Source organism: Desulfitobacterium sp. (genome assembly GCF_034927245.1).
GTDB lineage: Bacteria > Bacillota > Desulfitobacteriia > Desulfitobacteriales > Desulfitobacteriaceae > Desulfitobacterium_A.
Window position 1 is genome coordinate 23,036 of the sequence record NZ_JAYFQK010000052.1, and the last position, 13,583, is coordinate 36,618.

General features: G+C 38.9%; 16 protein-coding genes. 3 read left to right on the forward strand and 13 right to left on the reverse strand.

All coding sequences use genetic code 11. From position 1 onward, the window contains the following. Window positions 1-4: 4 nt before the first annotated feature. Window positions 5-1,435, forward strand: a complete 1,431-nt coding sequence (locus tag VB077_RS13170) for a VWA-like domain-containing protein (RefSeq protein ID WP_323415711.1) — start codon at window positions 5-7, stop codon at window positions 1,433-1,435. Between the two features lie 19 nt (window positions 1,436-1,454). Here VB077_RS13170 and VB077_RS13175 read toward each other — a convergent pair whose 3' ends face one another. Together VB077_RS13175 and VB077_RS13180 are read right to left on the reverse strand one after the other, a co-directional pair. Further along, window positions 1,455-2,351, reverse strand: coding sequence for a DMT family transporter (locus VB077_RS13175; protein WP_323415712.1), 897 nt, complete (start codon window positions 2,349-2,351; stop codon window positions 1,455-1,457). A gap of 77 nt (window positions 2,352-2,428) precedes the next feature. Further along, a complete protein-coding gene (locus tag VB077_RS13180) occupies window positions 2,429-3,124 on the reverse strand; it encodes a class I SAM-dependent methyltransferase (RefSeq protein WP_323415713.1) in 696 nt (231 codons plus the stop codon). Between the two features lie 151 nt (window positions 3,125-3,275). Between VB077_RS13180 and VB077_RS13185 the strand changes: the two genes are divergently transcribed. Then, window positions 3,276-4,052, forward strand: coding sequence for a DUF2268 domain-containing protein (locus tag VB077_RS13185; protein WP_323415714.1), 777 nt, complete (start codon window positions 3,276-3,278; stop codon window positions 4,050-4,052). A gap of 109 nt (window positions 4,053-4,161) precedes the next feature. Here the strand turns inward: VB077_RS13185 and VB077_RS13190 are convergent, their stop codons facing one another. The 11 genes from VB077_RS13190 to VB077_RS13240 form a co-directional block, all read right to left on the reverse strand. After that, the gene (locus VB077_RS13190) at window positions 4,162-4,416 is read right to left on the reverse strand and encodes a hypothetical protein (RefSeq protein WP_323415715.1); all 255 of its coding nucleotides are present in this window, start codon (window positions 4,414-4,416) and stop codon (window positions 4,162-4,164) included. A 383-nt stretch (window positions 4,417-4,799) separates the two neighbouring features. Further along, entirely contained in the window at window positions 4,800-5,225 is a 426-nt protein-coding gene (locus tag VB077_RS13195) for a universal stress protein (RefSeq protein ID WP_323415716.1), read from the reverse strand. A gap of 36 nt (window positions 5,226-5,261) precedes the next feature. Continuing rightward, the gene (locus VB077_RS13200) at window positions 5,262-5,831 is read right to left on the reverse strand and encodes an HPP family protein (protein WP_323415717.1); all 570 of its coding nucleotides are present in this window, start codon (window positions 5,829-5,831) and stop codon (window positions 5,262-5,264) included. Between the two features lie 298 nt (window positions 5,832-6,129). Further along, entirely contained in the window at window positions 6,130-6,441 is a 312-nt protein-coding gene (locus tag VB077_RS13205; RefSeq protein ID WP_323415718.1) for a type II toxin-antitoxin system RelE/ParE family toxin, read from the reverse strand. After that, the gene (locus VB077_RS13210; protein WP_323415719.1) at window positions 6,438-6,716 is read right to left on the reverse strand and encodes a type II toxin-antitoxin system Phd/YefM family antitoxin; all 279 of its coding nucleotides are present in this window, start codon (window positions 6,714-6,716) and stop codon (window positions 6,438-6,440) included. Before VB077_RS13210 ends, VB077_RS13205 begins: the two co-directional genes overlap by 4 nt. A gap of 710 nt (window positions 6,717-7,426) precedes the next feature. Beyond that, window positions 7,427-8,515, reverse strand: coding sequence for a DUF4352 domain-containing protein (locus tag VB077_RS13215; RefSeq protein WP_323415720.1), 1,089 nt, complete (start codon window positions 8,513-8,515; stop codon window positions 7,427-7,429). Between the two features lie 539 nt (window positions 8,516-9,054). Beyond that, window positions 9,055-9,246 carry a hypothetical protein gene (locus tag VB077_RS13220; RefSeq protein WP_323415721.1) on the reverse strand — a complete coding sequence of 64 codons (192 nt, stop codon included), beginning with the start codon at window positions 9,244-9,246 and terminating at the stop codon, window positions 9,055-9,057. A 124-nt stretch (window positions 9,247-9,370) separates the two neighbouring features. Further along, complete coding sequence (locus tag VB077_RS13225; protein ID WP_323415722.1) at window positions 9,371-9,499, reverse strand: DmsC/YnfH family molybdoenzyme membrane anchor subunit; 129 nt, start codon at window positions 9,497-9,499, stop codon at window positions 9,371-9,373. Window positions 9,500-9,568: 69 nt separating this feature from the next. Then, complete coding sequence (locus VB077_RS13230; protein WP_323415723.1) at window positions 9,569-11,851, reverse strand: M56 family metallopeptidase; 2,283 nt, start codon at window positions 11,849-11,851, stop codon at window positions 9,569-9,571. Window positions 11,852-11,853: 2 nt separating this feature from the next. After that, window positions 11,854-12,231 (reverse strand): BlaI/MecI/CopY family transcriptional regulator, encoded by a 378-nt coding sequence (locus VB077_RS13235; RefSeq protein ID WP_323415724.1) that lies wholly within the window; start codon window positions 12,229-12,231, stop codon window positions 11,854-11,856. Window positions 12,232-12,694: 463 nt separating this feature from the next. After that, a complete protein-coding gene (locus tag VB077_RS13240; RefSeq protein ID WP_323415725.1) occupies window positions 12,695-13,354 on the reverse strand; it encodes a Crp/Fnr family transcriptional regulator in 660 nt (219 codons plus the stop codon). An 85-nt stretch (window positions 13,355-13,439) separates the two neighbouring features. Between VB077_RS13240 and VB077_RS13245 the strand changes: the two genes are divergently transcribed. Beyond that, on the forward strand, window positions 13,440-13,583 hold a 144-nt coding region (locus VB077_RS13245), incomplete at its 3' end, for a YitT family protein (RefSeq protein WP_323415726.1).

Here is a 13,583-nt window from a genome sequence, read left to right on the forward strand (position 1 = left end):
ATTTATGGAAACTTATTTTGATAACCAAGTAAACAGGCTTTATGAAAAAGCAAATGAAATTATCGATATTTTTATAAAAGCGAAGCGCAAAAATGATCATTCTGAGATAAATATCCCCCCAGAATTTAAAGAAGAATTTTTTAGCCTTGTCGATAAGGTTAATTTAAGCCTTATGGAAGACAAAGATAATTTCTATGGATATTTTTTGTTTCAAATGTTAAGAGAAATACGGTTTGATATAAACAGCCCTACTGCCGTTAATTTTAAAGACGCCAAATATGTTATCTATTTCAATCCCCTCATTTTCTTAAATCTTAATATCAGACAAATGGAAAGCACCATTAAACACGAAATACTCCATATTCTATCTTTGCATTTAATAAGAGCGAAAGAATTCAAAACGAACTATAGCCCATTAGCGATCAATATGGCCATGGATATCGTCATCAATAAATATTTAGATCATCTGCCCCCCTATGCGGTTACCTTAGAATGGGTGAATTTGAATTATTCTTTAAACCTCTTGCCCTTTAAACCATTTGAATATTATGTGGAAAAGATTCAAACGGCCCTGGACTTGCTGGAAGCCGATAAGGATAAGGATAAGGATGAGAATGAGGAAGATGAACGTGACACAGATCGGGACGAAAGCATAGCAAAAACATCTTATGATCCGGAAAAAACCCATGACATTTGGGAAGAGTCCAATGATATCGATGAAAAAACGCTTCAGGAATTTACGGAGAATTTTATTAATAGTGCTCAAAAGGGCAGTGTTCCCGATTATTTGGCAAGCATGATTTCATCCCTTAAAAACAGCAAGGGTGAATTGCCTTGGAATCTATATCTTAAGAAGTTGATGGGAACTGTTGCAAGCCAAAAAAAGAAGACGATCACCCGGCGAAATAGAAGACAGCCTGATCGCTTAGATTTAAGAGGCCAACTCAGAAGTCATAAAGCCAAAATTGCCGTTGCCCTTGATATCAGCGGCAGCATTAGTGATGAAGAATTTAATCAAGCCATAAAAGAAGTCCTTGATATCGTTAAAAATTATAATCATGAAATTACGATTATCGAATGTGATAGTGAAATTAGACGTGTGTATAACGTCAAAACTATAAAGGATATAAAAGAAAGAATAAATACGAGAGGGGGCACTAAATTTACCCCCGTTTTTGAATATGCGAATAATCATAAGGTTAATTTGTTAGTTTATTTTACAGACGGCAAAGGTGAAGAAAAGCTCCAATCAATCCCTAAAGGGTATAAAACATTATGGGTTATTTCCGGGAGAGGCGATAAGCTTTCATTAAAAAAAGCTTATGGTTCGGTTAAAAAACTCAAAAATATTGTAATAAAAGATGATACCTTAGAAATGAGCGATGTTAAAAGGGATGGATTCTCAATGAATGACCAAGAAAGAATGTATATTTAGTTTGCCCCAACCTTTAATTTCATAAAAATAAAAGCGAAACCCCGATGAGTGAGATAAAAGCACCTAGGATTTCCTGAGGACGTACTTTCTCCTTAAAGCCATACAAAGAAACGGGAATAAGCAAGATTGGAGTAATCGAAGTTAATGTTGAAACAACGCCTGTAGGTGCAAGCTGAACTGCATATAAAGAAAGGGAAACCCCAAGAAACGGACCAAATACGGAACCGGTCGCTATCCACCTCATGGCCTGCCTATTTTTAAGTGCTGTATGTAAATTCCCCCAACCCTTCAAAAAGGTAATCACGATAATAAATCCGAAGATACCCGCGATAATACGGATCTGTGTCGCAGCAAAGGGATCATACGTTCCCATTCCAATCTTACTTAAGACCAGACCGAAGGCTTGTCCACAAGCTCCTAAAAAGGCAAAGGTTATCCCCTTCATAGAATGGGATAACTTTACTTTTTTCTCGCCCGGATCTTTCATCATAATAACCAGGGCAATCCCGCTTAAGGTAATAACCATTCCCAGCCCGGCCAGCAGTGTTATTTTTTCTCCAAGGAAGAAAAAGCCCAAAATAGCCGTAATCGGCGGGACTATGGACATAATCAACTGCGATATACGAGAACCCACTTCCACAAAAGCTTGAAACAAAAACAAATCGCCTAGCACAAAGCCAACCAATCCGGAGATAAGCAGCCAAAACCAGGTCGAACTTGAGGCATCAAAGGGTAAAAGCATTCCCCTCGTTAAGAAATTATAGCCCGAAATAAATATAAAGGCGAAAACTAAACGGATAAGATTGACAGATAATGATCCTACCTTTTTCCCTGCTACTTCAAAAGATGTTGAGGAAACAGCCCAACAGAAAGCGGTCGTCAATGCTGCGATTTCCCCAAGATGTGATATAAACAAATTGAACTCCCCGATTCTCTCCTCTTTCTTTCGCCATTCTAATCCATATCAACGCTTATTACAATATTAAAGCATAGTTAAAAACTGCACCTGAAAACATAAAAGCCGAGTTTATCCTTATAAGTTTTTCTTAACTGCTCATGCTTTTCAAGAATTGCAAGCAACTTGTCATCTATATTTTCCGAAAGTAAAAAATCAGGAGCCGCATCAATATCAATATCATTTTTATTAGATTGTTGCTTGAACTTCCCTACACTTATTTCTTTAAAGCCAGTCTTTTTAAAAAGGTTATACCAGTCCAATTCGCTTAATATTTGAGAAACCCCATAAAACTCAATTATTATTTTTAGCTCTTCCTCAGAAAGCGAATCTTCAAGTACCATTTCAATTGCAAGCAATACACCATTTGGTTTAAGCACCCTTTTGAATTCCTGTATTGTCAGGGAGGCATCTGTAAATGATGTTACAGATTCTGATAGAATGAAATCAAATAATCCATCACAAAACGGTAAATTTTCGACACTCCCATGCATTACGTTAATAGCCAAATTTAAGGATAAGAATCTTTGTTTTGCTTTTTCCAGCATTATGTTATTACTATCTAAAGAAGTAACAGAACATCGGTACTTCTCGGCAATGTATGCAGATGTCTGACCGGTACCACATCCAACGTCAAGAATTAACGTTTCTTGATCTATATTTTCCCTTGCTAAAATACTTTTTGTAAGTTGAAGACCTCCAGGGTGAGCACCCCCAACTCCGAACGATGCCAAACAATCGAGATATGTGTAATTCAGTTTCAGTCACATCCTTGCAGTTAAATAACTATATTATATTATGGTTAAGGGGATCATTTGTGACTTTATGGTCCCCCTATTCAAGTTACATATTATTTGGATGAGAATAAAGTTTGGAGGGGCGTATATGAGCGTTATTCGAACAGACAAGTGGTTGGTCGATTTATATGAGCAACCCATCGCCATATGTGAAAAGATGAAAGCATATTTTGATGGCGCTCAAGCTCACGAGATCTATGATCACTTAGCTCTACATGGAATGTATCGTCCCTTCAAGAACGGAGCCGACCAAGTGCGAAAATTACAAGAAAATAAGGTATGGGAAATAATACAAGATGAAAAAGAACGGCTTCAAAAAATATGGGAAGGGCCCGATGTCCCTGTCTTTATTTTTCCTTCAGATATCAATAACCCTAAAATCAGAATAGATTTCAATGGAAAATCAGGCATAGCCTTTAAGGATAAACTCTTTTTATTCATTTCAAAAGATAACTCAGAAAAGGAAATAAGGTCATTATTTACACATGAATACAACCATGTATGCCGGTTATTTAAATACCCAAAAAGTGAAAAAGATTATGTATTGCTCGACACCATTATATTGGAAGGATTAGCTGAAAATGCAGTCTCTGAAAGATATGGCGAGGAGTTTATGGTAACCTGGTCATCTTATTACACAAATGATGAACTAGAGAAAATGTGGAATGACCTAGTACGCCCGAACAGAAATATCTTAAAAACCGATCGTAAACATCAAGACATATTATACGGGTTATATTCCTATCCCCAAATGGCAGGTTACTGTGTAGGTTATTATTTAGTCAGGAAATATAATGAAGCAAATCGCTTAACATCTAACGATTTACTTAATACTCCAAGTGAGCAGATAGCTCGATTAAAATGAACTAGATAGTTTACATTTACAGGGTATCGAGATTGACGAAAAGACCGAGGGCAGTTCACAACCTTCGGTCTCTTTCATTCAACCTTTTCAAAAGATTTGCAATATGAAATTAGATAAAGACAAACGGAAGTAAAGCCAATGTGGCAATCGAGCCTAACGCAATTCCGGCGCCAAAACCGGGATAACCATACCAACCATAGCCAAAGCCACCCAAATCCTTATCTCGCCAAAGCGGTTGTAAATATACTCTGTTATAGTCAACATCCATAATAATACCTTGGTGAACTCTTCCGTCAAAAGTTCTAATTTCAACTGCTCTGCCTCTGTACCCTTGGCAGAGCGAATAATAATCTACACCCGCCATTTTGCTACCTCCATATCTTACATATCATACATATCTAACGATCTATACGATAGTTTATGTATTCGGTCTTCCAAATGTCCATTATTATCCATTTGGCAGGTAGTGAACGTTACGTGTAAAATAGATTACTTGCCCGGAGTAAAGGAGTCCGCATTCTCGGTATAAATAAGGTTAGCTACGAAAGCATCCACAAAGAGATTCTAAAAGTGGAGTAACCTTAAGCCTACTCTGGAAGGGAGCGCATTGCGGTTTTTATTAAAGATCAAGCCCACTGTCCATTACAGGCAACAGAAAAAGCGGACTTACAAAAAACCCCGTAAGTCCGCTCATTGTTCAAACAACTAAGAGTACTGAGAAGGTGCTTAACTTTTTAATCCTTGTCATTACTTTACGATCAGGACCGGACATACTGCCCCGTGTAAGACACGCTGGCTGACACTGCCAAGGAGCGAGCCCGCTATAGGACCAAACCCACGGCTACCCATGACGACAAGATCAATGGCTTCCTTTTTAATCTCCTCAAGGATCACAGCGGCGGGATGGCCGGGTCTTCGTTTTTTACGGACCGGTACCTCTTGGGTGTCCACACGGCTTAGTGTTATCTGCAGCGCCTGCTCACCGTTGAGATTAAACTGTTCCTGAGGAACGGCTACTCCCTCGGACAGAACATAACCCAGGGCTTCGGGGGTGAAGGTAACATGGAGAAGTTCTATTTCCGCTTGCAGAAGCCGGGCAAATTGTACGGCATAAGCAAAAGCCCGCCGTGAATTTTCGGACCCATCCGTAGGAACTAAGATTTTCTTAAACATGGCATCAGCCTCCTTATCGCTTTTGATGATAAAAAATTAAAACCAATAACGAGGATAACTTCGGTTCGGTGAAAGATTATTGATAAGCATGGCTACGACAATCAAAACCATGGCTCCGGCCGCCACAGGCGTCACAATGTAGAGAGGCCCGGCTTGATTGAGGATGGCCACGAGAGCCGTTGCGCCACCCGGCGGATGAGTCGTCTTGGTCAGCAGCATCAGGAGTATAGTCGTCGCCGTACCCAAAGCGGCGGACCACCAGGTCAACCCGAAAAGCGCAAAGGCCAGCACTCCCACTGTTGCGGAAAGAGTATGACCAAAAAAGACGTTGCGCGGCTGGGAAAGAGGCGCATCCGGGACCCCGTAAAGCAAAACCGCAGAAGCTCCGAACGAGGCCACGAGCATCGGCATCTGGTAGACCAAGGCAAGAATGGCTACGACCCCGATTCCGAGTAGGGCTCCAAACCACGATAGAAATAAATCCAATGGGGGCGGTGATTGTAAGGGGGATGTTCGAGGATTCCCTTTCATCTTGGAGAGATATTTCAATAGGGCTTGTGGCTTTAGTTTATAAGCAACCGGGCGTTTTCCTTCAGAATCCGGCAAGAGGGGCCAACCTCCATTTCAATTATAATCTAGTTGGCAATCTTATGAGTAATCTAAGAATACAGAAAAAAGTCCCTCGCCGCAGTGATCTCTGTCACAGTTTAATATTAAATATATACTAGGCCAACAAGGCTGCACCTATAGCCACAGTGAGTTCCGGTTCTTCCGGAATCACGTGCTTCCGATTTGGCGACGGTGCACAAAGGACTTTAACCCCCAACACAAGTAAAGCTGCCTAGCGCACAAGAAAGAGCATCCAGGTTTAGACTGAATGCTCTTTTACACTTTTTTACACTTCTTATATTAAATTACGATATTCTCTTCTTCCATCCACAATAGCATATATAATTACGGTCTTATCTGTCTCGTTTATCTTATAAAACACAAGATGCCTTTCAACAATTACTACTCTATACCCTTGCTTTTTCAAAATTGAATATCTCGGAATGCCTCCTGACTCTGGAAACTCCTGTAGACGATTGATTGCAGTTTCAATTTTATCCAGATATCTAAGTGCAATATCAACATCCCCTGAATCATCTGCAATATAAAAAATGATTTTACGGAGCTGTTCCTCTGCTTTATCCGCTCGTATAATTTTATATTTCATCCATTCTTCCTTTCCAGTAAAGATGTACGAAGATCATCGAATGAATCCTGCATTGGTGCTATCCTTCCACTTTTCACATCATCTTCCGCTTCTGCAAGTGTTCTTAGTAATTCCAGTTCAGATTTCATCTGGTAGTAATCTTGCAATCCAAGAACTGCTGTATCTCCCCGTCCATTTACGGTAATAATAACGGCATCTCTTGATTCTTTGCATTGCCTGGAAATTTCACTATAATGATTTCTTAAATCGGCTGATGGTCTGATAGCTGCTTCCATGGTATCACCTCTTCTCGCTATATGTATAGTCATATCATATCATAATATGACTATGTAATCAAGCAATTGTTCTTGTTCGTATACTTTTGTGATATATTATCTTAAGTTTCGCACCCAATAAAACAGTCAAAAAGGACCTGAAGGACTTCGCTTAGTAGCAGCAAGCTGCTCACATCTGGAAAAGTCTTTGACATTGGCTTAAACTCTGCGTTTATAACCTTTACATCTATTCTGTCGGCTCAACATAGATTTATCTATTACATCTACCCAACCCTTTCATTTTTCTCATAGTTTTGATCTAAAATGTTACCTGAAACATACGAGCATAGGGTGAGAGGTTCATCTTCATGTTTCATCATGAACCCATCCATAGTTCATTATGCAGGCGGACCTCCCTTGTTGGGGAAGGTCTTTTTTCTGCCTGTTTATGTGGAATCCAGCTGTATCACATAACACATGTTGCTGCTTTTGCCGCCGTTCTCACACCTGTCATTAGTAAACCGTTCAAAAACTATGATCCACTATGCTTTCGGCATTTCACTTTCATACATCGGACAAAGCCCTTCCACAATTCGCTTTTTTCTTAGTTTTTACTGCCGATGTCGGTTAGAATGGGCCTTACTGTATTTGCTAATAAGAAGGGTGGTCAATCCGAGAACTTAGCAGACAACTGAAGATTTCTAGGCAAACGGTGCAGTCGACTCAGATGTTTATTTTAGAACAATCTGATAGACCTCGTTTGATCCTGATTTTCCAACAACGAGATTATAGCTTGCTGCATCTTTTGGAAGTTCGTAGACCAAATTGCCTGTTTCCTTGATGCTTGGCGAAAGTTCCTTGTAATTAAGATAGTTATCTATCGCGCCAATGCTATCGTATGTTTTAAACTCACGACCCTTATCGTCAACAATCAGCAGCTGAGGATCGAATGTAAATGCTTTATTCGTAGTATTCGTAATGTCCAAATTAACGACTAGAAATTTAGCGCCATCTTTTGCTACTTTAGGAGAACTATATTGGGCGGTTATGTTTGCCTGTTCTTGAGCGCTATTTACTTTTATGATTATCGTCGCAAGAGGAATTTCATCGCCAATAGCCTTCGTTATAATGGTCTTATTATCTTTCTTGGCTTGCTCCATAAAAGTCATTTGTCCTTTATTAGCATTAGTACCGGAGTTCATAGACTTATTGATTTCGTTTCCAACAGAAATAAAGTTCGACATAAAGACATCTAAGAGTTCATCACTGGGCTTGTTAATCAACCACTTGTTATCAATCTTAGAGAGACTAATATCGATAGTCTTTTCGGCTGTAGTCTCCTTGATGGTTTCCTTTTGCTTAGCCATAGAAGATACGAGCATCTGCCCCATCTCGTCATCCTTCACTTGCACGCCGGTGAATGCTAGGGAGATCGCCTTCGAGAAAACATCTCCAAGCGTTGCTTTAAGGAGCGGTCCCCCGTCTACATACTTAAAATCTACAGTGACGGTTGCGTTATCCTTTTCAACTTTGGTTCCCTTGATAGTGTAAGTAATCTTGGATGCGTTATCTTTAAAATAATCCATGAAGTATTGTTGGTACTGGTCTGTTTCAGCCTTGCTATCCTTTCCTTTAGTCATATCGGTTACTTTTTGTGCATCAGCAGGGTTCACCATCGTCGCCATTTGAGTCAAATCAAACTTTTTACCCGCATCGATAAAATTAGATACGGTTGATTCGGGCTTAGGGCCAAACGAACAGCCTGTAACAAAGACGATCCCAATAATCAAGACAAACAAAAGATTGATAAACTTTTTCACTTTTCCAACCCCTCTCTATTTAATCGAACTTGTACCACCTAACAATTATAGACTGATCACTTGGGAATTGAATAGTTTGGGATCCTTGTTTTTTAAAGAGTATTAAGGGATTTTGAACCTAAGTCGGTCATAAACTCACTCGGAAACTCCGTAGAGTTGAGAAAACCAAGCGGCTTTCCCTCCTTAAGCGAGTATTAAAATCTCCTTATATCGTATCTAGTAATATTCTATCAGAGTTGGTAATTACCTCCTTTAGATATTCCGACGGATAAATAATATGTTTTTAGACAGAGCACTTTTAATTTAGTCCCAAGAATGCTGGATATTTAAAAATTTGCTTATATACCCCGTAAGACTCTACTTGTTTCTGAAAATTATCATAAACCCGGTAGTAACTATTTTCATAATCCTGGAATATAGGATTGCGGATATGCAAGGGTATTTTAAAGCAGGAAGCAGTGGGGATTAACTCCACTGCTTCCTGCTTTATCGCCCATATTCTTAGGGGAAAACAACCAAAGAGATATCTTCATTTCAAATCAATTTAAACCGACAGTGCTTATCATCATCATGGCATAGAAAAGATAACGCCCAACCATTTGACCCATAATAAGAAGTGCTGCCGCCATAAAGATATTGGTGCCCAAAGTGCCTTCTGTGGCTGCTGTGACTTCAGTTGCAGCTTGCCCCATTGAAATATTTGTGTCTACGTTCTTAGAAGGTAAAAACATTAATCCTGCTCCAAGGAGAATAAGCAGCCGTTTTAGAACCGTGACCCCGCCCATAGAGTTCAGAAGAGAAAAACTTTTTGCGCCGCTAAACTTCCATTGGCACCTAACTGGACGTAATAATGGATCATAAAATCAATAAGGCAGTTAGAAAAGTTAGCCCTGTAAAAGTTGCGGTAAATCGAATTTCACGGCTAAGCCAAGAGCTGCCAAATTGAGTAAGGGAATTGAGCGCAGAAAGTGGTCTGCCTATCATATTTATCCTAACTTTGACATAATTCGTCCGAATTAGACTTAAAGACCGACTCGAATCTCTCGTATTGAGCTAAAGATTAGATTCGGGGATCTGAATTGGAATCTCAAATTGATTTCCGTATTCATCTTGATAAATTATTTGAGTCAACTTCTGTTCGCTTGGGTCAACTTGTATAGGCGCGAGGCCGGCTTTAAAGATACCGGGTTCAATAGTTCTGCCATCTTTCTGGGCCATCATCTGTGAACCACGAAGATCTCGAATATACCAAGTATCAAAAGAAAGCTCTTGGGCGTCATATAATTTACCACTACTGCCAATCACTCCTGAGATCTTTCCTTTAGGAATAAACCCTTTATCTTTTCCGTTGGCATTCTCCAAGGTGAGGAAAACCGCATAGTATTTGTAAGGTTTAGATTCATCATAGGGAGTTAAACTCCATCCTCCTTTAGAATTGCTTAAGGGCGACACTTTGCTAACATTTAAACTCCAACCGTCATCACGTATCAATTTATTGGATTCAATTCGAACTGCTTGTGAATTATATTTAGGAGCGATATACGTCTCATACCAGGGAACTATGTTCGTATCGTTAAATACCTTGCCCGCTTGATTCACATATAATCTGGTGTCATCGTCTATAATAAATTCCCAGGAGGGTTGGAGGATAGAATAAGAGGGAAATAGATTAGGTTCGTTATAGGATGGGAGTAGACTGTAATCTGATGGGAATAGACTCGATTCACTGAGTGCACTATGGAAAACAAGTCTAGGCGCTGGAGGTTTTTCAATTCCTTTTTCTTGTTTAAGAATTTCAATTGCATCATTGGCATCGATCTTCAATAACTTTTCACGTGGCGAAAATATCACTCCATCATACATTTGGACACGCCGATTAACACCAACATCGGGACATACTACACTCGCACCCACAAACTTTTGTCCCTGGATATACGGAACAATATAATAATCCTCTAGAAATGTTCCATCATACGATTTAACAAATATCGGTTCAGTAGGCAGGTATTCTCCCGCTTGTTTCTTCTTTTCTTCCAGTCCCTCTTTGTCGGACGCTCTATCAAGACCGCCGAGCATCCAACCATAGGTAATACTGGCAATATCGTTCTCTGTAGAATAGTCGTAACCCCCTTGATAGTTTTCTCGAGCATATTTCACCAAGTCCAGATTGAGTTTGATAGGTTCCAGAGAGTTAACCGAGACAACTGGGCTGGGACTTAGTGTCACCTCAGGGGTATCGGCGGAAGTCGCTGTGGCGTTGGTCATTGTTATAAATGACAAAGCAACCACGACTCCAACAACTAATACCGTCCACCTTATAGGTACTTTACGAAAGTCCTTTATCATTCTAATTCTCCTCCTTATTTGTGAGCCTGAACCTGACAAACTTGCCAAGCTAACCATTCTCGGTGGCCTCATGCTGTTCTCCGCTAGCTTGATGAGTGTGTAACCATACTCCTTAGCATAATCGCTGCCAATATGTTCAAGTGTTATAGCATCACAGGCAATTTCTTGGTCTTCTCGGAATTTATAAAACGCATACCAAAGTATGGGGTTAAACCAATGGATGATAAGCAATCCCAGGGTTAACCAATTTACTACCATGTCTTTTCGCTTTAAATGTAATAATTCATGCACAAAAACATAATTAAGTTGTTCCTGATTAAATTCCTCCAAAATATCCATAGGTATCAAAACGCACGGACGGAATACACCATAAAGTGATGGACTAATGATTAACCCGGTTTGAACCAAAGGCACCTTAACTTTAATATTTAGTTTCTCCTTAGCCGTTGTTAAGGCTGTAAGCAATTTTACATCACTCACAGATTGCCCTTGTACGCTATGGTTAAACCTTCTATTAACCAATCCAATCACCGCAACAAAAACGATTATGCCTATAAGCCAAAGATAGAAGAATAATTTATGTATAAACGGGGAGGTGGTGATTGAATTAGGGGATTTATCGTCATTGACTAATATATTTGAGTTCTGGGCTAAGGCAGTTTGATCTAAGGGGTAGCTCGTTTCTTCAGGAAATACTCTATCATTCTCTGCGACAGTATGCGAAAATACTTCTGTGCTCTCGCTGAAAGAATTGGTTCGTTGCATCTTCAAATTAGAAAGGTTGTAGAGACTAAATGAACTTTGAGGTGCCCACGGAAACAGTAGACTGAAAATCACTATCGACCATAATAGATAATGTAATCGCGCACAGATTTTATTCTTGAAAACTAATTTCACAAGTAACAAAAGGACAATTAAGATACTTACTTTTGCGGAAGTCTGCCAAACCCAATCAAAAAGGCGCAGATAATCTATGTGTCCTGAGAACAAAGTCACCCCTTCCTTTCCTCAATGATATGTCTCAGTTCTTCAATTTCGTCAGGAGAAAGTGTTTCCTCCTGGAGAAAAGACACCAACATCGGCTGAAGAGCTCCACCAAAAACCCTTTTTACAAAAGACTTTGTTTCTGACTTAATACACTCAGCCTGACTGACCAAGGGATAGTAAAGATATAATCTGCCCTCTTCCTTATAACCCAAAGCCTTTTTCTTAACTAACCTATTGATTAACGTTTTTATTGTATTTGGCTTCCAATCTGCCACGTCTATTAAAGCATCCACAATATCGTTCGCTGTACAGGGTGAGGACTTTGACCAAATTATTTTCATGACTTCCCACTCTGCCTCAGATATCTTCGGTATCTCACACATATCTTTTCCCCCTTAACGCAAGTATGATTACATCTGTAATAATTATTACAGATGTAATCATACTTGTCAATAATATAGTAAACTTTTCAAATAATATTAACCTTTCTTGCATGTTTAAAAAACGCCCTTTCCCTCCAGCATTTAGAATAAAGTCTTTCCGTCCGGAAAATAACAAAAAGAGGTAGAGTCAGGATTCCATCGAAGTGAGATCCACTCTACCCCTTTATTTTCAAGGCTTGGTTCAATTTTCAGTTATCTTTTTCTATTCCTTTTTTTCTCTTCACGGTAAAGCTTTCAATGGAATGAGGAGTTTATTGGAGAAAAACACAATTGCTGGTTTAAGGAAAAAGCTAAAGGGTTAAGCCTATTTATTTTAATCTAGAATAAAGTTTGTCCATTTTTAGAATTAAGTTTGTTAATTTTACCGCAGTCTGATCCCAAGAGCCATCGTTCTTGGGCTTTTTCAAAGAATGGATAATCCAATGTACCGGGCTAATGCCGGCTTATTTAAAATAATTACTTTTTTATATTTCAGTTCGATATATCCCAAATTACTAAAATAATTCAAAACTTTAGTGGTTGTGACTCGGTTTAATCCTACACAGAGCGCTATTTCTTCGTGAGAATAAGGAATACAATTTTCACAGATGTCTTTGTCTTTATCAGCCATTACTGTTTGTTGTAATAAAAAGTAAGCTACTTTTTCGTACCTATTATAAAAGTAGGCCTGATTAAGTAAGCCCGAGAGATGATTGCATGTATTTGAAAGCAATTGAAAAAGTAAGATCGTTAATTCCTCTGATTCACATAAATAAGCATATAAATCTTCTAATGAACAACAAATGAGTTCAACCTCATTGATGGCACTCACTGTGGTTGGCCTTTTTGATTTTTGGATAAAAGACGACTCTCCGAATATCCTGCCTTTCTCGACTATCTCTAGTGTAGCTTCATTACCGTCTCTTGAAATATAGTAGACTCTTACTCGTCCTTTTTTTATCAAATACAGATCTGTAGCGTTATCGTCTTGCATATAAATGATATCATTTTTATGATAATTTTTTAATGAACCAGCCTCTTCAAAATAATGGTATAACTCTTCAGGTATTATTATTTTCTTCATAGGATCACCCTTTTATCAAGATTGTAGCATGGGTCACACTTTTAATTCAAGCATTTATGTTATTGTTTGGCAAGGGTGATAATATATGAAAGAAAACATTAAATCTTTAGCTTATGTTGTATTTGGAAATACGTTGATCGCTTTTGCTATCAGCACATTAGTACTAGAAAATAATATTATTGCAGGGGGTGTAACAGGCTTTGGACTTATTATAAAGTATTTTACAGGG